The organism is Massilia sp. Bi118 (assembly GCF_918697865.1).
Classification (GTDB): Bacteria; Pseudomonadota; Gammaproteobacteria; order Burkholderiales; family Burkholderiaceae_D; genus Telluria.
Genome location: NZ_CAKKMV010000005.1, coordinates 88,977 through 111,334, shown reverse-complemented (window position 1 = coordinate 111,334; position 22,358 = coordinate 88,977). Strand labels below are relative to the sequence as shown.

Here is a 22,358-nt window from a genome sequence, read left to right as displayed (position 1 = left end):
GACTACATCCTGAAGTGTTCACCCAGGTAGACGCGGCGGACGGACTCATTCGCGATGATGTCGTCGGGCCGGCCCGAGGCCAGCACCGCGCCCTGGTTGATGATGTAGGCACGGTCGCAGATGCCGAGCGTCTCGCGCACGTTGTGGTCGGTGATCAGCACGCCGATGCCGCGCTCTTTCAGGAAACGCACGATACGTTGGATCTCGATCACGGCAATTGGATCCACGCCGGCGAAAGGTTCGTCCAGCAGCACGAAGCGCGGGTCGGTGGCCAGGGCGCGCGCGATCTCCACGCGGCGCCGCTCGCCGCCCGACAGCGACAGCGCCGGGTTCTCTCGCAGCTTCTCGATCTGCAACTCGGCCAGCAGCTCGTCCAGGCGTTCCTGGATACGCGCCTTGCTCAGCGGCTTGCCGTTCTCGCGCTGCAGTTCCAGCACCGCGCGGATGTTCTCTTCCACCGTCAGCTTGCGGAACACCGAGGCTTCCTGCGGCAGGTAGGACAGGCCCAGCATGGCGCGGCGGTGGATCGGCAGGCTCGTGATGTCCGTGCCGTTGATGACGATGGCGCCGGCATCGGCCGGCACCAGGCCCACGATCATGTAGAAGGAAGTGGTCTTGCCGGCGCCGTTCGGGCCCAGCAGTCCCACCACCTCGCCGCAGGCGACCTGCAGCGAAACGTCGCGCACCACCAGGCGCTTGCCGTAGCTTTTCTGCAGCCCCTTGGCGACCAGGGTGCTGCCGCCGCTTGCGACGGTGGTCGGGGTGGCGTCTGCGTGTGCATCCATCATTGCTTGGCAGCTCCCGCAGCTTGTGCAGCCGGCGCGGTGCGGCGCGGCGCGATGATGATGGTGCTGCGGCCGCCGCCCGCCTTGCTCTCGCCGCTGGCGTCGTTGTACACGTTGGCCTGCTCGGTGCGGTTGTCGTAGGAGATGAAGGGGCCGTTCACCTCGCTCGTCATGCGCTTGCCTTCCAGCTGCTTGACGACGGCGTTGGCGAACAGCTTGACCACTTCGGTGCGCTCGTCGTATTCGATGCGCTGGGCCTGGCCTTCGGTCCACAGGTCGGGGCCGCCGTCGCGCTTCTGACGGAAGCTGGCGGTCTTGCCCGGCGCGGCGGTCAGCGTCAGCAGCATGTAGCCCTCGGGCGTTTCCTTCAGCACGGCCTTGTCCGACTTGATCAGCAGGGTGCCGCGCGTCAGCACCACGTTACCGGTCAGGATGCGGGTCTGGGTGGCTTCGTCGATGTGGCCGTTGTCGAAGTCGATCTGGGCCTGCTTGAGCGAATCGGCGCGCTCGGCCGAGGCGCTCAGGCTGGCCAGCGCAAGCATGGCGACGGCGATTATTTTTTTCATTGAATGCGGTCCTTTCAGGTTGTTCCTGTCAGCGTTGGCCACGCGGCGGGTAGACGATCCGGCCGCGCCCGCCCAGCGTCAGCTGCTGGGTGGCGTTGTTGGCCACCATGCCGACCCCGGTCGCGGAGGCGTGACCCAGCGTCATCTGGATCGGCTTGTCGGTCTTCGAGATTTCCTCGTCCGGCAGCACGGTCAGGGCCTCGGTGCGGATGCGCAGCGGGTCCGAAGTCTTGCTGCCGGGGCGCGAGATGTCGACGTTGCCGCTCAGGTCGATCTGGTTCTGGTCCTGGTTGACGTGGGCTTTATCCGCCGTCATGGTCATGCTCGGGTGGTCGGTGCTCATGCTCTGCACCACCGGCTTCTCGATGTCCGAGGTGTTGTCGTTCGGGCGGTGGGTCAGGCGCTCGCCCGAGATCACATAGCGCGGCTGGCCGGTCTCCGACATCCGCACGAAGCTGAAGTTGTCGATGATGTAGTCCGGGTCGTTGCCCACGTTGACGTTCGGCCCCTGCGCCTCGCCGCGCATCACCTGCACCAGCCAGAAGCTGCCGAAGGCGAAGAAAAGCGCCGTCATCATCAGCGCGAGCAAGCGCCAGCGGTGCCGGGTGCGCTTGTTGACGTAGGTGGTGGTCGCCATGGCTTGCGAGGGATTATCCAAAGTACGGCGCCAATGCCTGTTCGTAGGTGCCCTGGGCGCGCATCACCATGTCGCAGACTTCGCGCACGGCGCCGCGGCCGCCCGGGTTCTTCGTCACGTAATGGGCGCGGTACTGCACTTCCGGATGGCCGCTCGGCACCGTGACGGCAAAGCCGACGCGGGTGAACAGCGGCAGGTCGATCACGTCGTCGCCGATGTAGCCGCACGCCTCCGCCGTCACGCCGGTCCTGGCCAGCAGCTCGGCAAAGGCCAGGCGCTTGTCGTGCTGGCCCTGGAACACGTGAGTGATCCCGAGGTCGGCCGCGCGTTTCACGACGATCGGCGAATTCCTCGCGCTGATGATCGCGGTCTGCACGCCGGTGCGGTTCAGCAGCTGGATGCCGAGGCCGTCCAGCACATAGAAGGTCTTGGTGATCTCGCCGTTGGCGTCATAGGTCAGGCTGCCGTCGGTGAGCACGCCGTCGACGTCGAAGATCATGACCTTTACGCGCGCCGCGCGCTGCGTATGTTCGAGCGGAGTCACCATCAGATCACCTTGGCGCGGGTCAGGTCGTGGATGTGCAGGGCGCCGACCAATACATCGTCGTGGTCGGTCACCAGTATCTGGTTGATGCGGAATTCCTCCATCACGGCAACGGCGTCGACCGCCAGCTGCTCCGGATGGATACGGCGCGGGTTCGCGTGCATGACGTCCTGGATCGTCAGCTTGCTGAAATCCTGCACCTTTTCGAACAGGCGGCGCAGGTCGCCGTCGGTGAACACGCCGACCGGGCGGCCGGCATCGTCGACGATGGCGGTCATCGCCATGCCCTTCTGCGAGATCTCCAGCAGGGCGTCGGACAGGCGCGCGTCCGGCTTGACCATGGGGATGGCATCGCCGGTGCGCATCACGTCGCGCACATGGGTCAGCAGCTTGCGGCCCAGGGCGCCGCCCGGGTGCGAAAGCGCAAAATCTTCCGATTTGAAGCCGCGCAGTTCCAGCAGCGCGACGGCCAGCGCATCGCCGAGCGCCAGGGTGACGGTAGTGGACGCCGTCGGCGCCAGGTTCAGCGGGCAGGCTTCCTTCTCGACCGAGACGTCGAGGTGGACGTCGGACACCTGCGCCAGGCGCGAGCCCGGCTTGCCGGTCATGGCGATCACGGGCACGCCCATGCGCTTGACGGCCGGGATCACGACCGCGAGTTCCGCGCTTTCGCCGGAATACGAGATCGCGATCAGGACATCCTGCGGCGTAACCATGCCGAGGTCCCCGTGCGCGGCTTCGGCCGGGTGCAGGAACAGGGCCGGCGTGCCGGTCGAGGCCAGGGTGGCGGCGATCTTGCGGCCGATGTGACCCGATTTACCGATCCCGGAGACGACCACGCGGCCCTTGCAGGCCATCATCAGCGCCACCGCGCGCGGCACGCTGTCGTCCTGGCCGAGGCGCGCAGACAGCTTGCGGATCGCTTCGCCCTCGATATCCAGGGTCTCGCGGGCCAGCTCCAGAGCGCGCTGTGCCTGGGTCTCGTTAAAACTTGTCAGCATTATTTTTTCATCGGTTACACTCATGGTGGAAGTATAGCCGAATTGAGAAAGCAAAAAACTTGCCAGATGTAACCGAGTGCAGATATTTACACTATTGGGATCCCGAGAAACCGTCGCGAGCAGCGGCAGTTTTGGAGGAGAAGCGCAGCTGTACGGACGTACAGCGAGCATCGCAGTCCAAAAATGCAATGCGCAGTAGGTTTATCGGGATCACATGACATCAGGCCTTGAACTCACCCTATTATTACTGGGCAGCGCGGTCCTCGGCGTGGTCGCCTTCCGGATGCTGCACCTGCCCCCGATGCTGGGTTACCTGGCTGTCGGCGTATTGATCGGGCCGCACGCCCTGCACCTGGCCGACAACGGCCCCACCACCCACGGCCTGGCCGAATTCGGCGTGGTGTTCCTGATGTTCTCGATCGGCCTCGAATTCTCGCTGGCCCAGCTCAAGGCGATGCGGCGCATCGTGTTCGGGCTGGGACTGGCCCAGGTGGCGCTGACCATCCTGATCACCATGCTGGTCGCCTTCCTCAGCCCGCGCCTGCCGCCGCCGCTGAACATCAGCTGGCAGGCCGCGCTGGCGCTGGGCGGCGCGCTGGCCATGTCGTCCACCGCGATCGTCTCCAAGATGCTGACCGAGCGCCTCGAGCTCGAAAGCGAGCATGGACGGCGCATCATCGGGATCCTGCTGTTCCAGGACCTGGCGGTGGTGCCGCTGCTGATCCTGATCCCCTCGCTGGCGCGGCCGGCCGAGGAGCTGGCGATGAACCTGGGCTGGGCGGCCGTGAAAGCCGCCGGCGTGCTGGCGCTGCTGCTGTTCTTCGGCCAGAAGTGGATGCGCAGGTGGTTCACCATCGTCGCCAAGCGCCGCTCGCAGGAACTGTTCATGCTGAACCTGCTGCTGGTGACCCTGGGCGCGGCCTGGATCACCGAGCGCGCCGGCCTCTCGCTGGCGCTGGGCGCCTTCGTGGCCGGCATGCTGATCTCCGAGACCCAGTACAAGCACCAGGTGGAAGAGGACATCAAACCCTTCCGCGACGTTCTGCTCGGCCTGTTCTTCATCAGCATCGGCATGCTGCTCAACCTGGAGCTGGTGCTGGCCAACTGGTGGCTGGTGCTGGCCATGCTGCTGGTGCCGGTGCTCCTGAAATTCGCCCTGATCGCGGCGCTGGCCAAGGCCTTCGGCTCCTCCGACGGCGTGGCCATGCGCACCGGCCTGGCCCTGGCCCAGGCCGGCGAATTCGGCTTCGTGCTGCTGAATCTCGCTTCGGGTTCGAAGCTGATCGATCCCTTCCTGATCCAGCTGGTGCTGGCGGCGATGGTGCTGTCGATGCTGCTGGCGCCCTTCATGATCGCCAACAGCGACAAGATCGTGATGAAGATGGCGTCCAACGAATGGATGCTGCAGTCGCTGCAGCTGACCCAGATCGCCAGCCGCACGATGGCGGCGCAGAAGCACGTGATCATCGCCGGCTTCGGGCGCAGCGGGCAAAGCCTGGCGACCCTGCTGTCCGAAGAAAAGCTGCCCTGGTATGCGCTCGACCTCGACCCGGAGCGGGTCCAGGAGGCGCGCGCGGCCGGCGCCAACGTCTCCTACGGCGACTGCTCGCGCAGGGAAGCCCTGATCGCGGCCGGCATCAACCGCGCCAGCGCGCTGGTGGTCACCTTTGCCGACACCCGCCTGGCGCTCAAGGTGCTGCACCTGGTGCACGAGCTGGCGCCCAAGCTGCCGGTGATCGTGCGCGCCCACGACGACACCGAACTCGATCTCCTGAAACGCGCCGGCGCCACCGAGGTGGTGCCGGAAGCGCTGGAATCGAGCCTGATGCTGGCCTCGCACGCACTGGTGGTGATGGGCGTGCCGCTGCGCCGCGTGGTGCACCGCGTGCAGGCCGCGCGCGACGAGCGCTATGCCTCGCTGCGCGGCTTCTTCCACGGCGCCAGCGACATCAAGGAAGACCCGGAGCACAACTACGTGCGCCTGCATTCGGTGGTGCTGGCCGAGGACGCCGGCGCGGTCGGCCGCTGCCTCGGCGACCTGGCGCTGGATGAAGTGGGCGCGGAAGTGACGGCGGTCCGGCGCGGTAACCAGCGGATCGAGCCGGAGGAGGATACCGAGCTGCGGGCCGGGGATGTGGTGGTGTTGCGCGGGACCGGGATGGCCGTCAATCGGGCCGAGGGGCGTTTATTGCGTTGATGGCACGCGTGGGCACCCCGTGCCCACGTGCGTTACCCGGTTACGACGCGGTTCCTGCCCTGCTGCTTGGCTTGATATAAGGCCCCATCGGCCTGGGCAACCAGCGCCGAGGCCACCTCCTCGATCGCATGCTCGCGCTCGAAATCGTTCAAGGCCGCCACCCCGATCGACACCGTCACCGACAGGCCCTGCCCTTCCGGCAGCAGGAAAGGCTTGTCGGCCACGCTGGCGCGGATGCGCTGCGCCACGATGCCGGCGCTGTCCAGGTCCGCGTCGATCAGCAGCACCACGAATTCTTCGCCGCCGAAGCGGCCCAGCGCATCCGACATGCGCAGCTCGGCCTTGATGCGCGCGGCGACTTCGCGCAGCACGTCGTCGCCGGCCTGGTGGCCGTGGCTGTCGTTGACCTGCTTGAAATGATCGACGTCGATGTACATGCAGGCGATGCGGTAGGACTGGCGGCGCGCGCGGGCGATCTCCTCGGCCAGGCGGCGGTCCATGTAGCGGCGGTTGTAGACGCCGGTCAGCGCATCGGTCAGGCCGATGTACTTCAGCATCTCGTTGCTGATCACGTTCTCGAGGCAGATCGCGATGATCGAGCCCATGTGCTCGACGAAGTCGGTGCCCAGCAGCGGCGTGAAGCGGCTCGGGTCGCGGCTGCCCAGGTTCAGGCTGCCGATCAGGCGGCGGTTGCGGATCAGGGGCACCAGGGCGACGCTGGCCAGGCCGGCAGGCGGGTGCGGGAAGGCCATGCCGTGGCTGAGCGGGTGGTAAGGCAGCAAACGCGGACGCGGCGGGCGGCCCGGCTCGAGGTCGAAGCCCAGCTCCTCGGCGTGTTCATGGAACAGCAGGTTGGGCAGGGCCTCGAAGTCCACGTCCAGCTTGTGCATCACGGTGTAGATGTCGGCGCCGGCGTCGACCAGCGACAGGGTCACGATGTCCAGGCTGGAGACGATGGGCAGCTGGCGGAAGATGGTGGCAACCAGTTCCTGGAAGCTGCCCGCGCCCACGATGTCGAGATCGAAGCCCTGGTGGCGCATCATGATCGCGTGGTTGCTCTCGGCCTGGTCGATCAGGCTGGCGAGCTGCCTGCGCAGCGCGGCGTTCTCGGCCATCAGTTCGCGCACACTGGCGCCCTGCTGCTCATGCATGGACGTTCCTTTCAGCAATTTGCCCTAACATTACGCCAACTCGGCCGTAATGCAAATGGAAACCTTGTCCAGGCGTTGTCAGAATGCGAGTTCGGCTGCCAGTTCCTGTCCCACGTGCAACCTGGCGCCGGCGCCGGCCGAGACGATGCAGTTCATGCCCAGGCAGACCGCGCCGTCGAGTTTGGGGTTGGCGCGGTAGGTCTGCAGGATGTCGAGCGGATCGGGGCCCGAGACGCCGGTGGCCTGGTCGATCGCCGGAATCGGGCAGCGCGCGCAGGGTTTGACCGGGCGGATCTCGGCCGCGCCGGTGCTGAGGAAAGCCGTGTAATCCTCTTCGAAGGCTTCCAGGCCGGCCACCACCAGGTTCGGGCGGAAGCGGTCCATCGGCAGCGTTTCACGCCCGGCCGCGCGCAGGCGCAGGTTCAGGTCGTCGAGCGAGGACTGGCCGATCAGCAGCAGCGGATAGCCGTCGGCGAAGCGGGTCTGCGAAGGCATGCCGCCGGTCCACTTGACGCTGGTCGGACGCACGACGTCGTGCCGGAAGCGCACCAGGCGGACCCGCTCGCGGGCGTCGAGCGCCTCGGTGAACCAGCCGGCGGCCACGTCGCCGCAATCGGCCGCGCTGACGCTGTCGTCCCAGATCTGGACGTGGCGGGTGGGCGCTTCCTCATGCCAGGCCAGCGGCAGCAGCAGGTCGCCCATGTTGGGGCCGCTCACGCGCAGGTTGCCGCCGTCCGGGCGGGGCCGGATGAGCGCCATGCGCGGATATTCGCGCTGGGTCAGGAACTGGCCTGATTCGGTCACCAGCATCCATTCGCGGTCGTGCACGCCGTGCGCGGCGAGGCCGGATTCGAGCAGGGTGGCCTCCTGCACGGCCATGCCGGCGCAGGATTTGATCGGGTACAGGAGGAGTTGGGACAGGGTGGGCATTGCGGCGCGGGATTCGACGTCAAGCCGCATAGTATCGCACCATCCCGTCCCTGTTTCAGGATTTTTGCTGGAAGGCCGAAGCCAGGGCGCCGTGGTCGAAGCCGGGCGCGTCGCTGCCGCCGACGGCGTAGCGGTACAGCACGGCCGAATAGATGCCGCTCAGCGTGGCGTGCACCAGCATGCAGGCAAGGCCGGCCAGCACGGCAAAGGTGGCGAACAGGAAATAAAGCGCCGGCGCCGCGCCCAGCTTGACCATGAACAGCGTCAGCACGACGCCACCCGCGATCAGGAAGAAGTACAGCAGGCCGAAGGCGGTGCTCAGTCCCACCTGCCCGGCCACGTTCTCGCCCCAGGTGCGCTTGAGCAGGGCCGTGCTCTCGGAAATCGAATCCATCGCACCGCGCTCGCCGCTCGCGATCACCGGCACGACCAGGAAGGTGGCGACGGTCCAGCCGGCGCCGAGCAGGCCGGCGATCAGGCGGCCGATGAAGCCGACCCGCTCCTGGATGGCGCGCAGGATCACGCCGACGGTGGCGGAGATGACGGCGTAGCCGAAGATCGTCCCGATACGGCCGTTGGCGATGCGCAGGCCATCCCTCAGGGTCGGGCTGCCGCCGTCGAGCCGGATCATGACCGCGCCGACCAGGGCCGTGTTGTAGTAGAAGATGACGAAGTACTGGACGATGTAGAACAGGAAGGCCGCCGAATAGGCGCCGCCCTGGCCGATGCCATCGATCGAGGCCAGGCCGAACAGCGGCAGCGCGAAGGCGGCCAGCACCACCAGCAGGGCCAGGCCCGAGATGATGGGGAACAGCATCAGGTGCTTGTCCTGCCTGAGCACTTCCGCGCTGGCGCCAACGAGGCGGAAACTGCGTTTGAGACGGTCGAACATGGGCTCTCCTTGCATGTTACTGGTTCATCATGGGGTGGAGCTTATCAGGCCGGCGCGCGAATAAATACGCGCATTATCACGCGCGGCGCCTGGATTGCCATTGTTCCAAAACCCACGTACACTCCGCCCGTCGCTTCTTCATGAAGCGGCAACAACGCTAGGGGTCCTGCGCTTTAAACGGCGCGGGTGAGAAATACCCTCCGAACCTGATCTGGATAATGCCAGCGAAGGGAAGCTACAGAGTCCGCGCATGCCCGTGCCTGCGCTCATCTTTGCACTCCTCCGAGCTGGATCGATCTTCAGTCGCCAACAAGGAGTGCAATTGAACGCCGATCCAAAATTCCTGTCCGCCAGCGCCACGGTCGATGCCGCGGCCGTGACGCCGCTTCCCAATTCGCGCAAGGCCCATGTGGCCGGCTCGCGTCCCGACATCCGGGTGCCGATGCGCGAAATCCTGCAATCGCCTACCCCCGCATCTTTCGGCGCCGAGCCGAATCCACCGGTCTGGGTCTACGATACCTCCGGGCCCTATACCGATCCGGATGTGCGCATCGACATCCGTTCCGGCCTGCCCTGCCCGCGCGCTGGCTGGATCCGTGAACGCGGCGACACCATCGAGCTGCCCGGTCCTTCATCGCGTTATGGCCAGGAGCGCCTGAAGGACCCGAAGCTGGCGGAATTGCGCTTCGACCTGCAGCGCAAGCCGCGCCGCGCCGCCGGTGGCCGCAACGTCACCCAGATGCACTACGCGCGCCAGGGTATCGTCACGCCCGAGATGGAATTCGTCGCGATCCGCGAGAACCTGCGGCGCCAGGACTACCTGCGCAGCCTGGAAGCGGCCGGTCCGACGGGGCAGAAAATGGCCGCCCTGCTGGGCCGCCAGCATCCGGGCCAGTCCTTCGGCGCGGCGATTCCGGCCGAGATCACGCCGGCATTCGTGCGCGACGAGATCGCCCGCGGCCGCGCCATCCTGCCGGCCAACATCAACCACCCGGAATCGGAACCGATGATCATCGGCCGCAACTTCCTGGTGAAGATCAACGCGAATATCGGCAACTCGGCCATCACTTCCTCGATCGGCGAAGAAGTCGAGAAGATGACCTGGGCCATCCGCTGGGGCGGCGATACGGTCATGGACCTCTCGACCGGCAGGCATATCCACGAGACGCGCGAATGGATCATCCGCAACAGCCCGGTTCCGATCGGTACCGTGCCGCTCTACCAGGCGCTGGAAAAGGTCAATGGCAAGGCCGAAGAGCTGACCTGGGAGATCTACCGCGACACGCTGATCGAACAGGCGGAGCAAGGCGTCGACTACTTCACCATCCATGCCGGCGTGCGCCTGCCCTTCATTCCGATGACGGCCAGCCGCCTGACCGGCATCGTTTCGCGCGGCGGCTCCATCATGGCCAAGTGGTGCCTGGCGCATCACAAGGAATCCTTCCTGTACACGCACTTCGAAGAGATCTGCGAAATCATGAAGGTCTACGACGTCGCCTTCAGCCTCGGCGACGGCCTGCGCCCGGGCTCGATCCACGACGCCAACGACGAAGCCCAGCTGGCCGAGCTGCGCACCCTCGGCGAGCTCACGCAAACCGCCTGGAAGCACGAGGTGCAGACCATGATCGAAGGTCCGGGCCACGTGCCGCTGCACCTGATCAAGGAGAACATGGACCTGCAGCTGGACCAGTGCCATGAAGCGCCCTTCTACACCCTGGGTCCGCTGACCACCGACATCGCCCCCGGCTATGACCACATCACCTCGGGCATCGGCGCCGCCAACATCGGCTGGTACGGCACCGCCATGCTTTGCTACGTAACGCCCAAGGAGCACCTGGGCCTGCCCGACAAGGACGACGTCAAGGACGGCATCATCACCTACAAGATCGCGGCCCACGCGGCCGATCTGGCCAAGGGCCATCCGGGCGCGCAGATCCGCGACAACGCCCTGTCGAAAGCGCGCTTCGAATTCCGCTGGGAAGACCAGTTCAACCTCGGGCTCGATCCGGACAAGGCGCGCAGCTTCCACGACGAGACCTTGCCCAAGGATTCCGCCAAGGTCGCCCACTTCTGCTCGATGTGCGGGCCGCATTTCTGCTCGATGAAGATCACGCAGGAGGTGCGCGACTACGCCGCCGCAGGCATGCAGGAGAAGGCGGTGGAGTTCGTGCGCAAAGGCGCCGAACTTTATGGGAAGGCTTGAACATGCTGGAGATCGAACTGAACGGCGCACCGCACATCCTGCCGCGCGCCGCCAGCCTGCATGCGCTGGTCGACAGCCTGGGCCTGTCCGGCCAGGCGCTGGCGCTGGCCGTGAACCGCCGCGTGGTGCCGCGCGAGCACTGGCGCACGACGCTGCTGCGGCCGCGCGACCGCGTGGATGTGGTGCGCGCCATCGGCGGCGGCTGAACTTATCGGAGATAAAACATGAACGACACGAACAACCGGCCGCTCGTCATCGCCGGCAAGGCATACCGCTCGCGCCTGCTGGTCGGCAGCGGCAAATACCAGGACCTGGCGCAGACCGCCGCCGCCACCGAGGCTTCCGGCGCCGAGATCATCACCGTGGCGATCCGCCGCGTGAACATCGGCCAGGACCCGCACGCACCGAATCTGCTGGATGCAGTATCGCCCTCGCGCTACACCATCCTGCCGAATACCGCCGGCTGCTACACTGCCAGGGACGCCGTGTACACGCTGCAGCTGGCGCGCGAGCTGCTGAACGGACACAAGCTCGTGAAACTCGAGGTGCTGGGCGACGACAAGACCCTGTTCCCCAACATGCCCGAAACCCTGCGCGCCGCCGAGGAACTGGTGCGCGACGGCTTCGACGTGATGGTCTACTGCAGCGACGACCCGATCCAGGCGCGCATGCTGGAAGACCTCGGCGTGGCCGCCGTGATGCCGCTGGCGTCCCTGATCGGCTCCGGCATGGGCATCCTGAATCCGTGGAACCTCTCGCTGATCGTCGAGCAGGCAATGGTGCCGGTGCTGGTCGACGCCGGCGTCGGCACAGCCTCGGATGCCGCCCTGGCGATGGAGCTGGGCTGCGACGGCGTGCTGATGAACAGCGCCATCGCCCTCGCCCAGGACCCGGTGCGCATGGCGCGTGCGATGCGCCTGGCGGTGGAGGCCGGCCGCGATGCGTATCTGGCGGGACGGATGCCGCGGCGCTTCACGGGCTCGCCTTCCTCGCCGATGGCGGGGCGAGTCTGATGCGGCCCTGCGTACTGGTGTTTTCCGGCCTCGACCCGTCGGGCGGGGCCGGCATCCAGGCCGACATCGAGGCCATCGCGGCCCAGGGCGCGCACGCGCTGCCCATCGTGACGGCACTGACGGTGCAGGACCACGAGCGGGTGCACGAGGTGGCGCCGGTGGATGCCGGGCTGCTGGCGCGCCAGGCTACGCTGCTGCTCGACACCATGCCCATCCGCGCGGTCAAGCTGGGCATTCCGGGCAGCCTGGCGAACGCCGAAGCGATTGCCGGCATCGTCCTGCTGCTGCGTGCGCGCCAGCCGGCGCTGCCGGTGGTGCTCGACCCGGTGCTGGCCAGCGGCCACGGCGACCCGCTCGCGCGCGGCGATGCGCTGGCGGCGCTGGCGCCGCTGCTGGCGGTGGCAACGGTGCTCACGCCGAATCTGCCGGAAGCGGCGGCGCTCGGCCCCGTCTCCTGCCCGAACGTGCTGGTCACCGGCGGCCATGGCATTGGTGCCGAAGTGGTCAACCGCTGGCACAGCCGCGACGGCGTGCGCGAATGGCGCTGGCCGCGCCTGCCCGGCGAATTCCACGGCAGCGGCTGCACGCTGGCCGCCACCCTGGCCGCGCGCCTGGCCCTGGGCGACACGATGGCGCAGGCGCTGGAACGCGCCCAGCGCTGCTGCAACCAGGCGCTCGCGGATTCGTATGCGATCGCCCACGGCCAGCGCATTCCGCGCCGGATCGAACATCGGGGAGCTTGAGATGAAGGGACTCTATCTGGTCACGCCGGATTGGGAGGACACCGGCCGGCTGCTGGACGTGACGGCGCAGGCGCTGGACGCCGGCGCGGCGCTGGTCCAGTACCGCAACAAGACGGCGTCGGCGGCGCTGCGGCGGGAACAGGCGGGCGCGCTGCTGGCACTGTGCCGTTCTCACGGCCGGCCGCTGCTCATCAACGACCATGTGGACCTGTGCCTGCAGCTGGATGCGGACGGCGTGCATGTCGGCGGCACGGATGCGACTGTGGCCGCGGTGCGTGCGGCGCTGGGGCCTTCCAGAATCGTCGGCGCGTCATGCTACGGGGAGCTGGCGCTGGCGCAGGCGGCGCAGCAGGCAGGGGCGAGTTATGTGGCCTTCGGCGGCTTCTATCCATCGCGCGTGAAGGTGTACGAGGTCAGCACGCCGCTGCATATCGTGGCGCAGGCGCGGGCGCAGTTGCGGGTGCCGGTGGTGGTGATCGGGGGGATGACGGTGGAGAATGCGCGGCCGCTGGTGGGGCTGGGGGCGGAGATGGTGGCGGCGATCAGTAGTGTGTATTTGGCGCCGGATCCGTTTGAGGCGGCGCGGGAATTCACAAGCCTGTTTTAATCGTTGGCCTGTAAACGTCATTCCCGCGGAGGCGGGAATCCAAGTTGGACGCGTTTCGACAACTCTTGCAAACTTGGATTCCCGCCTGCGCGGGAATGACGAGGTGCTTAGGCCTTGGCCAGCTTGAACTGCGTGAGTTCACCGGTCAGATAACCCACAGCCGCCCCGAACTTGTCCTTGTAATTCGCCCTGATCAGCGGCTCCAGCGTCCCCTTCACATTCGCGTGGATGCCGCCCCAGTCGCCCGGGTGCTGGAAGTTGCTCATGATGTAGGTCCAGCCGTTGATGTCGTCCACCGCGTGCAGGCCGGTCGATTCGGCGCCGGACGGCGTCGACAGGATGCGCGTGAGCTGCCTGGTGTCGACGTTGTAGGCCCACAGGAAGTTGTTGACGTGGTTGCCGCTGTCCTCGCCGATGAACAGGGTGCGCATCTTTTCCGAGAACTTCAGGTTGTCCGGGCTGGCGATCTTGTCCGGATTCGCCGTGTTGCCAAGGGCGTCGGCGGCGATGTCTTCGCCGATCAGGAGGGCCCTGGTATCGACCGGCATCCATTCGCTGTTGATGGCGTTGCCGGCGGTGTCCTTCTGGCCGCCTTTCAGGTTCAGCGCCATCACGGCGCCGGCGGTCAGGGTCTTCGGGATCGAGATGCCGTTGCCTGGCACGTTGGTCGAGCTGCCGGCCACCATCGAACCATTGCAGTTGGCCAGCGCCGAGTAGGCGACCTTGTCCTTCAGGTTGACGGTCGTGCCTTCCATCTTGGTTAAGCCCATCGAGGCGCCGACCAGCGCGGCGTAGCGGTGGGTTTCCAGGAAGGCGGCGGCCTTTTCCATGCCGGCTTTCAGCTTGATCCACTCGACGCGGCCGTTGGCAACGACTTTGGTGTAGCTTGCATCGGCCGGATCGGCGGTTTTGACGTCCATGATGTCGGTGGCCTTGATCGACGCGGCCAGCGAGCGGATCTCGTCGCTGGTGGCGGAGCCCAGCTTGATCCAGGTGAGCGGCGCCGCGGCGGCGGCCGGGTCCACCGAGAAGCCGGCGCCGACCTTGGCCACATACAGGGTGCCGCTCGACAGGTCCTTCTCCTTGTCGGCGACGAACACGAAGTAGCCGCTGTTGGTGGCGTCGTCACCCATCAGCACGGTGCGGTTGTCGCCCATCACCTGCACCAGTTCGTGCGAGATGCGGCCCATGCAGTAGTGCTTCTTGATGGACGCGGTGCCATCGAGGTTGACCGTCACTTCCGGCATGTAGCCGTAGTTGTAGGGATTGGCCCTGGTCTCGTCGCCGTACAGGCTCTTGCTGAAGCCCTTGAACTGCGCTTCGCCGGCGGCGGTGAAGGCGTTCGGCTCGTATTCTTCGCTCGACAGGTGGGTGCCCCAGGGCGACAGGCTGGCGCCGCAGGTGATCCACAGGCCGTTGACGCTGGAAGTGTCGACGTTGTGGTACTTCACGAGACTGAGCTTGCCGGTGCCCGGGTCCTGGTCCAGGGTCAGCACGGCGATCGGCGACGGCAGCTTGCCGTACATGTCGGTCTTGCCATCCTGGGCAAGGCTCGTGTATTCGAACTGCACCACGGCGAACACGGTATTGCCCTTCACCCCGGTCACTTTGGCGTTCGGCACGGTCAGCAGCGAGGTGCCGTCCGGCGAGTCCGAGAAGAACTGGCGCTCCTTGCCGGCCACGGTGGTGTCGACGATGGCCTTGTTGTTGATGTCGTAGTAGCCGCCAGCCAGGATGGTGCCGCCGTTGCCGTTCGGGACCAGGTCGCCGGTGATGAAGAAGGGTTGATAGGACAGCTTGAAATCCAGCTTGCTGCTGTCGCTGAAGCTGACGCTCATGGTCGAGCCGACGGTGGTGGTGGCCATTGCGGCGGCGTTGGCCAGCGAGGGCGCCGGCATCGAACTGAACGAGACGCTGGACAGGGTCACGGCCGGCGGCGTGGTGGTCACCGGCGGCGTCGGCGCGGTCGTGACCGGGCTGTCGTCGCCACCGCCGCAGCCGGCGAGCATGGCGCCCACGGTGCCGGCGCCGATCGGCAGCATCGGGGTGGCGCCCAGCAGGCGAAGCAGGCGGCGGCGGGACAGGTCGGTATTCGGATTCATGCGTCAACACTCCAGGATCAGGTCAGTGGGACCGCGCCTTGGCGCGGCGATCGCTGGGCAGAATAGTGGAGCTGTATGTCAGGAGGATGACGGGAATTTAACGGTTTGATGACATGGCGGGCCGCGCCGGCCAGCGACAGCGAACCGACATGTCCGGAATCTCTTCAAATTTGTAAGCAAGCGCAACAGAGACGGCTTGCCCATCTGCGCCCAACTCGCCCTCATCGCCGAGCAACGTCGATCATTTTCAAAAGCGCGGCAATATACATATCTGACTTCTCAGTCATTTATATGCACACCCGTAACAGTTTCTTACCAATCCGACAGTTTTTTAAAAGAAACAAGCTGCTATCGTTTTTCCTGTCGCGATGCCGGTGCATCGCGGCACAGTGAAAACCAAAACAAAGGAAAAACAATGAAGAAGACGATTTTCGCAGTGCTCGCGGGGGCCCTTGCCATGGGAGCGGCACAGGCCCAGACCACCAGCTTCGCCGATACCGCGCCGCATGCCTACGTCGGCATCGGCACGGGCATGGTCAAGGACTCCATCACCAACGACCGCAAGCGCACCACCAAGATCTTCGGCGGCTATGACTTCCACCAGAACTGGGGTGTCGAAGCAGGCTATTCATGGCTGGGCAGCACCGGGTTTTATGTCACGCAGGGCGATCACGACCTGGCCTACACCCGCCTGCAGAGCAAGAGCTATTACGCGGCCGCCAAATACACCTTCCCGCTCAGCGAGCGCGCCTCGGTGTACGGCAAGCTGGGCCTGGCCCATAGCGAGCAGAAATATTCGAGCCCGGTAGGGTCGTGGAACTTCAAGGAGAGCAACAACGGTGTGTATGCCGCAGCCGGTGCGCAGTTCAAGCTGACCCAGAAGGTGTCGCTGTATGCCGAAATCGAACGTAACGGCGAATCGCCCCGCAATGGCGCAAAGAACCACGTCCTCAACGCCGGCCTGAAATTCGGGTTCTGAACATGAAAAATCTGCTCATCTCCGTACTTGCCAGCCTGTCCGCCATCGGCGCCGCCCAGGCCCAGACCACCACCGACACCGGCGCCGCCAGGCTCACGGCCGAAGCAAAACCACACGCCTACGTCGGCCTCGGCCTGGGCGTCGTCAGCGATACCATCGCAGGCGGCCGCAGGGCCAATGCCAAGATCTTCGGCGGCTATGAGTTCAACCAGAACTGGGGCGTCGAAGCCGGCCTGGCGGGCTTCCGCACCTCCGAATTCACCGCCTGGGACTGGACGCCGGACACCGGCTACATCTTCGGTCAGGGGCAGGCGAAGACCACACGCGCCTACCTCGCCGGCAAATACACGGTCCCGATCGGCGAGCGGTTGTCGGCCTTCGGCAAGTTCGGCCTGTCGTACAGCCAGCGCAAGACCTCGGCCGAGCTGAGGGGATGGAACTTTACCGACCGGGATACCGGCCTGTATGCCGGCCTGGGTGCGCAGTACAAGCTGACCGGGAACCTGGACGCGGTGGTCGAATACGAGCGCTATGGCAAGCGCAAGGTCAGCGGGCCGAAGGCCGATGTCTACAGCATCGGCCTGAAGTACGGCTTCTAGGAGCGCTCTACGCCGCCACGGCGCTCATCGCCTCCAGCGAGGCCACGAGGTCGGTAAAGCGCTGCCCCTGCACGGCCACATGGCTGCGTAGGAAGTCGGCGGCCTTCTGGCCGTCGCCGTCGATGATGGCCTTGACCACCGCATCGTGCTCGCTGAACGAGTGCTTCATGCGGTCGCGCACCCTGAGCTGCAGGCGCCGGTAGGGACGGAGCCGGCGCGACAGGGCGCGCGCCTGCTCCGCCAGGAAGTGGTTGTGGCTGCCCGCAAAGATCATCTGGTGGAACACCTCGTTGCGGTAGTAGTACTCGTCCGGGTCGCGCGCCTCGTAGGCGCTGCTGCAGGCCTGGTGCGCTTCCAGCAGCTTGGCGTGTTCGGCGGCCGACATGCGCCGCGCCGCCAGGCGTGCACACATGGCTTCCAGCTCGGCCATCACCTCGAACATCTCCACGATTTCGTGCGGCGACACCGTCGACACCACCGCCCCGCGGCGCGGTCGGATCTGCACCAGCCCGGCCGAGGCCAGCTGGATCAGGGCTTCGCGGATCGGGGTACGCGATGCCCCGAATTCATTGGCCAGTTCCGTTTCGTCGAGATGCTGCCCTGGTAACAACTTCCCAGTAGCAATTCGTTCCTCGATCTGTTCGCGTAGCCGATCAGAGAGCTTTTTCATGGCGCTGCTTCCCGCTTAAAAAAATCATATTAACCTGATTGACATTGTATTTTTTCTGGGTCATCTTGTATACATAAACAAAAAATATGCATGCACAAGCATGCGTTCCCTTGAAGTAAATACTAAAGAGAACTGAGGAGATAAGACATGGCAATCAATCGACGCACCACCCTGGGCGTACTGGCACTGAGCATCGGCATGGCATTCGGCGCGGCGCCGGCCTGGGCGCAGAACACCACCATCAAGATTTCGCACCAGTTCCCCGGCGGTACCATCGACAAGGGCGATTTCCGCGACCGCCTGGTGCGCATGTTCGCCGCCGAGGTGGAAAAACGCACCAAGGGCAGCGTGAAGTTCGAGATCTATCCCGGCTCGTCGCTCATGAAAACCAATGCCCAGTTCTCGGCGATGCGCAAGGGCGCGCTCGACATGTCGCTGGTGCCGCTGTCCTACGCCGGCGGCGAAGTCCCCGAAACCAATATCGGCCTGATGCCCGGCCTTGTGACCTCCTACGAGCAGAGCGCAGCCTGGAAGAACGCCGCGGTCGGCAAGGAGCTGACCAGGATCCTCGCCGACAAGGGCGTGGTGATGGTCAGCTGGATCTGGCAGGCGGGCGGCATGGCCTCGCGCGGCAAGCCGATCGTCGAGCCGGAAGACGCGAAGGGCATGAAGATCCGCGGCGGTTCGCGCGAGATGGACCTGATCCTCAAGGAAGCCGGCGCCGCCGTCGTGACCCTGCCGTCCAACGAGATCTATGCCGGCATGCAGACCGGCGCGATGGACGCCGCCCTCACCTCCTCGACCTCGCTGATCTCGTTCCGCCTCGAGGAAGTGTCGAAGGCGCTGACCACCGGCCGCGGCAAGTCCTACTGGTTCATGCTGGAGCCGCTGATGATGTCGAAGGCCGCCTTCGACCGCCTGAGCAAGGAGCAGCAGGCCGTCATCCTGCAGGTCGGCGCCGAAATGGAAGCTTTCGCGCTGAAGGAAGCCAAGGAAGATGACGAAGATGTCGCCAAGGTGTTCGCCAAGGCCGGCGCCAAGACCGTCGACCTGAGCGAGGCCACCGTCAAGAAGTGGCAGGACATCGCCCGCCGCACCGCGTGGAAGGACTTCGCCGCCAAGAACGCCAACACCGCCAAGCTGCTGCAGCTCGCCGAACAGGTGAAGTGATGAGCGCGCACGGATTCGAGGTGCAGGCGCCGCAGGCGCCCGCGCTGCCCTCGCACCGCGGGGCGGCCACCCTGGCCACCATCCTCAACAGGATCAATCACCTGCTGCTGGTGATTTCCATGGCGGCGATGATTCTCACCGCCATGGTGCTGAGCTATTCGGTGGTGATGCGCTACTTCTTCAAGGTCGCCACCGACTGGCAGGACGAGGCCGCGGTCTTCATGCTGGTCGGCGCCACCTTCTTCTGTGCGGCCTACGTGCAGTCCTTCCGCGGCCATATCGGCATCGAGGCGCTGGCCGGGCTGCTGTCGCCGCGGGTCAACCGCTTCCGCCTGATGCTGGTGGACCTGCTGTCCTTCGTGTTCTGCGCCTTCTTCTCCTGGAAATCGTGGACGCTGTTCCACGAAGCCCTGGTCGAAGGCCAGACCACCTCGTCGACGCTGGCGCCGCCGCTGTGGATCCCGTATTCGCTGATGGCCTTCGGGATGACGCTGCTGACGGTGCAGATCCTGGTGCAGCTGATCGGCCGCCTGACCGAAAAGGAATAAATCATGAGCGCTCTTTCCCTCGGCGTCGGCTACGCCGCCGCCACGCTCGTCGTCATGTTCTCGGGCATGCCGATCGCTTTCGCACTGGGCATGGTCGCTACCGCGTTCATGTATTTCTTCATGCCGGCCTCCTCGCTCGACACGATCACCCAGAACGTGTACGAAGAGATGGCCTCGATCACACTGCTGTCGATCCCACTCTTCATCATGAAGGGCGCAGCGATCGGCAAGTCGCCGGCCGGGCGCGACTTGTACTCGGCTATCCACGCCTGGCTGAACAAGGTGCCGGGCGGCCTGGGCATCGCCAACGTGTTCGCCTGCGCGCTGTTCGCCGCCATGGCCGGCTCCTCGCCTGCCACCTGCTCGGCGATCGGTTCGGCCGGCATTCCGGAGATGCGCAAGCGCGGCTATTCGCCCGGCTTCGCGGCCGGCATCATCGCCGCCGGCGGCACCCTCGGCATCCTGCTGCCGCCGTCGATCACGATGATCCTGTACGCGGTGGCCGCCGAGCAGTCGCTGGGCCGCCTGTTCCTGGCCGGTATCGGCCCCGGCCTGATGCTGGTGCTGCTGTTCGCCGGCTACGCCGTGTACCGGGCGCGTAAGGAATACCGCCTGGCGCATGAACTCTACCAGCGCGGCGGCGAGAAGTCGGCCTACCTGGATGACCACACCTACACGCTGGCGGAAAAGGTCGAGATGCTGCCGCGCGTGCTGCCCTTCCTGGTGCTGCTGACCGGTGTGATGATCGCGCTGTACGGCGGCTACGCCACGCCTTCGGAAACCGCGGGCCTGGGCGCGCTGCTGGCGATCGTGCTGATGGCCGTCGTCTACGGCATCTGGCGGCCGAAGGAACTCGGGCCGATCCTGAGCTCGACGATCAAGGAGTCGACCATGCTCCTCATGATCATCGGCATGTCCCTGCTCTACTCCTACGTGATGAGCTACCTGCACATCAGCCAGTCGGCCGCGCAGTGGGTGGTGGGGCTGCATCTGTCGAAGTGGGTGCTCTTGTCCGTGATCCTGCTGATGGTGATCGTGTTCGGCTTCTTCCTGCCGCCGGTGTCCATCATCCTGATGACCGCGCCGATCATCCTGCCGCCGCTGCGCGAAGCCGGCTTCGACCTGATCTGGTTCGGTGTGGTGATGACCATCGTGATGGAGATGGGCCTGATCCACCCGCCGGTGGGCCTGAACATCTTCGTCATCAAGAACATCGCCCCGGACATTCCGCTGTCCGACGTGATCTGGGGCGTGATGCCGTTCGTGGTGCTGATGTTCGTGGCGGTGATCCTGCTGTGCGTGTTCCCGCAGATTTCGACCGCCCTGCCCGACGTGATCATGGGAGCGCGCTAGATGGCTGCGAATGAACGAAGCTGGGACCGGCAGCGGGCCAACCGCGAGCAGCGCCTGGCGCGGGCCCGCGAGCGGCTCGAGGCCGGCCTGCAAGGCAAGATCGTCGATACCAACCTGGCGCAGGAGCTGATGCACCAGGTGATCGAATGCGGCGACCGCGTCTGCCTCGAAGGGAACAACCAGAAGCAGGCCGACTTCCTGGCCAGGACCCTGGCTTCGCTGGATGCCGGCCGGGTCAACGACCTGCACATGCTGCAGTCGGTGCTGGCCCTGCCCGAGCACCTGGACGTGTTCGACAAGGGCATCGCGGCAAAGCTGGACTTCTCCTTCTCCGGCCCGCAGGCCGGACGGCTGGCCAAGCTGGTCTCCGCCGGCAAGCTGAATATCGGCGCCATCCACACCTACCTGGAACTGTTCGGCCGCTACTTCATCGACCTGACGCCACAGGTGGCATTGGTGGCCGCCCAGGCCGCGGACCGCCACGGCAACCTGTACACCGGCCCGAATACCGAGGACACGCCGGCCATCGTCGAAGCCACCGCCTTCAAGAGCGGCATCGTGATCGCGCAGGTCAACGAGATCGTCGACGTCCTGCCGCGCATCGACATCCCGGCCGACTGGGTCGACTTCGCGGTGGCGGCGCCGACCCCGCATTACATCGAACCGCTGTTTACGCGCGACCCGGCACTGATCTCGGAAATCCAGGTGCTGATGGCGATGATGGCCATCAAGGGCATCTACGGCGAGTACCAGGTCGAGCGCCTGAACCACGGCATCGGCTTCGACACCGCCGCCATCGAACTGCTGTTGCCGACCTACGCGGCTTCGCTGGGCCTGAAGGGCAAGATCGGCCGCAACTGGGCGCTGAATCCGCACCCGGCGCTGATCCCGGCCATCGAAGCCGGCTTCGTCGAGACCGTGCATTCCTTCGGCTCCGAGCTCGGCATGGAAGAGTACGTGCGCGCCCGCCCCGACGTGTTCTTCACGGGACCGGACGGCAGCATGCGCAGCAACCGCGCCTTCAGCCAGGTGGCCGGCCACTACGCCTGCGACATGTTCATCGGCTCGACCCTGCAGATCGACTTGCAGGGCAACTCGTCCACCGCCACGCTGGGCCGCATCTCCGGTTTCGGCGGCGCCCCGAACATGGGCGCGGATGCGCGTGGCCGCCGCCACGCCAGCCCGGCATGGCTGAAGGCCGGCGAAGAAGCACGCCGCGGCACCAATGCCATCCCGCGCGGCCGCAAGCTGGTGGTGCAGATGGTCGAGACCTTCCGCGAGCACATGCAGCCGGCCTTCGTCGAGACGCTGGACGCCTGGCAGCTGGCCGAGCAGGCGAAGATGGCGATTCCGCCGGTGATGATCTACGGCGACGACGTCACCCACATCCTGACGGAAGAAGGCATCGCCAACCTGCTGCTGTGCCGCACCGGGGAAGAACGCGAGCAGGCGATCCGCGGCGTGGCCGGCTACACCCCCGTGGGCCTGGGACGCGACGCCCGCATGGTGGAAAATTTGCGCGACCGCGGCATCATCAAGCGCCCCGAAGACCTCGGCATCGACAAGCGGCTGGCCACGCGCGACCTGCTGGCGGCCAGGAACATGAAGGACCTGGTGCGCGCTTCGCACGGCCTGTACAAGCCGCCCAAACAGTTCAGGAACTGGTAA

General features: G+C 65.7%; 22 protein-coding genes and 1 riboswitch. Of the genes, 12 read left to right on the top strand and 10 right to left on the bottom strand.

Annotated elements, in window-relative coordinates:
• Nucleotides 1–2: 2 nt before the first annotated feature.
• Genes lptB through LQV39_RS09135 form a run of 5 tightly spaced genes read right to left on the bottom strand, consistent with a single transcriptional unit; the run spans nt 3 to nt 3,557 of the window.
• The gene (gene lptB, locus LQV39_RS09155) at nt 3–788 is read right to left on the bottom strand and encodes an LPS export ABC transporter ATP-binding protein (RefSeq protein WP_230024305.1); all 786 of its coding nucleotides are present in this window, start codon (nt 786–788) and stop codon (nt 3–5) included.
• A complete protein-coding gene (gene lptA, locus LQV39_RS09150; protein WP_230024303.1) occupies nt 785–1,351 on the bottom strand; it encodes a lipopolysaccharide transport periplasmic protein LptA in 567 nt (188 codons plus the stop codon). The genes lptB and lptA overlap by 4 nt, the downstream gene beginning before the upstream one ends.
• A 28-nt stretch (nt 1,352–1,379) precedes the next feature.
• Nucleotides 1,380–1,988, bottom strand: a complete 609-nt coding sequence (gene lptC / locus LQV39_RS09145; RefSeq protein ID WP_230024301.1) for an LPS export ABC transporter periplasmic protein LptC — start codon at nt 1,986–1,988, stop codon at nt 1,380–1,382.
• Between the two features lie 13 nt (nt 1,989–2,001).
• Nucleotides 2,002–2,535: an HAD family hydrolase gene (locus tag LQV39_RS09140; RefSeq protein ID WP_230024300.1), complete on the bottom strand. Its 534-nt coding sequence runs from the start codon at nt 2,533–2,535 to the stop codon at nt 2,002–2,004.
• On the bottom strand, nt 2,535–3,557 hold the full coding sequence (locus tag LQV39_RS09135; RefSeq protein WP_290368565.1) for an SIS domain-containing protein: 1,023 nt from the start codon (nt 3,555–3,557) through the stop codon (nt 2,535–2,537). The genes LQV39_RS09140 and LQV39_RS09135 overlap by 1 nt, the downstream gene beginning before the upstream one ends.
• A 190-nt stretch (nt 3,558–3,747) precedes the next feature.
• Between LQV39_RS09135 and LQV39_RS09130 the strand changes: the two genes are divergently transcribed.
• Entirely contained in the window at nt 3,748–5,730 is a 1,983-nt protein-coding gene (locus LQV39_RS09130) for a monovalent cation:proton antiporter family protein (protein WP_230024296.1), read from the top strand.
• Between the two features lie 32 nt (nt 5,731–5,762).
• Here the strand turns inward: LQV39_RS09130 and LQV39_RS09125 are convergent, their stop codons facing one another.
• From LQV39_RS09125 to LQV39_RS09115, 3 genes are all read right to left on the bottom strand, one after another.
• Entirely contained in the window at nt 5,763–6,881 is a 1,119-nt protein-coding gene (locus LQV39_RS09125; protein WP_230024295.1) for a diguanylate cyclase, read from the bottom strand.
• A 78-nt stretch (nt 6,882–6,959) separates the two neighbouring features.
• Entirely contained in the window at nt 6,960–7,811 is an 852-nt protein-coding gene (locus LQV39_RS09120) for an MOSC domain-containing protein (RefSeq protein ID WP_230024294.1), read from the bottom strand.
• Nucleotides 7,812–7,866: 55 nt separating this feature from the next.
• Entirely contained in the window at nt 7,867–8,703 is an 837-nt protein-coding gene (locus LQV39_RS09115; protein ID WP_230024293.1) for a DUF6159 family protein, read from the bottom strand.
• Between the two features lie 149 nt (nt 8,704–8,852).
• Nucleotides 8,853–8,953, top strand: a riboswitch (TPP riboswitch).
• Between the two features lie 72 nt (nt 8,954–9,025).
• Between LQV39_RS09115 and thiC the strand changes: the two genes are divergently transcribed.
• The 5 genes from thiC to thiE are packed head-to-tail and all read left to right on the top strand — an operon-like array spanning nt 9,026 to nt 13,269.
• Complete coding sequence (gene thiC / locus LQV39_RS09110) at nt 9,026–10,906, top strand: phosphomethylpyrimidine synthase ThiC (RefSeq protein ID WP_230024292.1); 1,881 nt, start codon at nt 9,026–9,028, stop codon at nt 10,904–10,906.
• Nucleotides 10,907–10,908: 2 nt separating this feature from the next.
• Nucleotides 10,909–11,112: a sulfur carrier protein ThiS gene (thiS, locus tag LQV39_RS09105; RefSeq protein WP_230024291.1), complete on the top strand. Its 204-nt coding sequence runs from the start codon at nt 10,909–10,911 to the stop codon at nt 11,110–11,112.
• A gap of 18 nt (nt 11,113–11,130) precedes the next feature.
• A complete protein-coding gene (locus tag LQV39_RS09100; protein WP_230024290.1) occupies nt 11,131–11,919 on the top strand; it encodes a thiazole synthase in 789 nt (262 codons plus the stop codon).
• The gene (locus LQV39_RS09095; protein ID WP_230024288.1) at nt 11,919–12,662 is read left to right on the top strand and encodes a hydroxymethylpyrimidine/phosphomethylpyrimidine kinase; all 744 of its coding nucleotides are present in this window, start codon (nt 11,919–11,921) and stop codon (nt 12,660–12,662) included. The genes LQV39_RS09100 and LQV39_RS09095 overlap by 1 nt, the downstream gene beginning before the upstream one ends.
• A gap of 1 nt (nt 12,663) precedes the next feature.
• A complete protein-coding gene (gene thiE / locus LQV39_RS09090) occupies nt 12,664–13,269 on the top strand; it encodes a thiamine phosphate synthase (RefSeq protein ID WP_230024286.1) in 606 nt (201 codons plus the stop codon).
• Between the two features lie 107 nt (nt 13,270–13,376).
• Here thiE and LQV39_RS09085 read toward each other — a convergent pair whose 3' ends face one another.
• A complete protein-coding gene (locus tag LQV39_RS09085) occupies nt 13,377–15,371 on the bottom strand; it encodes a PhoX family phosphatase (protein ID WP_230024284.1) in 1,995 nt (664 codons plus the stop codon).
• A 415-nt stretch (nt 15,372–15,786) separates the two neighbouring features.
• Here LQV39_RS09085 and LQV39_RS09080 point away from each other — a divergent pair, with 415 nt between their 5' ends.
• Nucleotides 15,787–16,350, top strand: a complete 564-nt coding sequence (locus tag LQV39_RS09080; RefSeq protein ID WP_230024282.1) for a porin family protein — start codon at nt 15,787–15,789, stop codon at nt 16,348–16,350.
• Nucleotides 16,351–16,352: 2 nt separating this feature from the next.
• Nucleotides 16,353–16,949 (top strand): porin family protein, encoded by a 597-nt coding sequence (locus LQV39_RS09075; RefSeq protein ID WP_230024280.1) that lies wholly within the window; start codon nt 16,353–16,355, stop codon nt 16,947–16,949.
• A gap of 7 nt (nt 16,950–16,956) precedes the next feature.
• Here the strand turns inward: LQV39_RS09075 and LQV39_RS09070 are convergent, their stop codons facing one another.
• Nucleotides 16,957–17,619 carry a GntR family transcriptional regulator gene (locus tag LQV39_RS09070; protein WP_230024278.1) on the bottom strand — a complete coding sequence of 221 codons (663 nt, stop codon included), beginning with the start codon at nt 17,617–17,619 and terminating at the stop codon, nt 16,957–16,959.
• A gap of 147 nt (nt 17,620–17,766) precedes the next feature.
• Between LQV39_RS09070 and dctP the strand changes: the two genes are divergently transcribed.
• From dctP to mdcA, 4 genes are read left to right on the top strand one after another with little or no spacing between them, the layout of a single operon-like run.
• Complete coding sequence (dctP, locus tag LQV39_RS09065; RefSeq protein ID WP_230024276.1) at nt 17,767–18,789, top strand: TRAP transporter substrate-binding protein DctP; 1,023 nt, start codon at nt 17,767–17,769, stop codon at nt 18,787–18,789.
• A complete protein-coding gene (locus tag LQV39_RS09060; protein WP_230024274.1) occupies nt 18,789–19,337 on the top strand; it encodes a TRAP transporter small permease in 549 nt (182 codons plus the stop codon). The genes dctP and LQV39_RS09060 overlap by 1 nt, the downstream gene beginning before the upstream one ends.
• Nucleotides 19,338–19,340: 3 nt before the next feature.
• Nucleotides 19,341–20,690, top strand: coding sequence for a TRAP transporter large permease (locus LQV39_RS09055; RefSeq protein ID WP_230024272.1), 1,350 nt, complete (start codon nt 19,341–19,343; stop codon nt 20,688–20,690).
• Nucleotides 20,691–22,358 carry a malonate decarboxylase subunit alpha gene (gene mdcA / locus LQV39_RS09050; protein WP_230024270.1) on the top strand — a complete coding sequence of 556 codons (1,668 nt, stop codon included), beginning with the start codon at nt 20,691–20,693 and terminating at the stop codon, nt 22,356–22,358.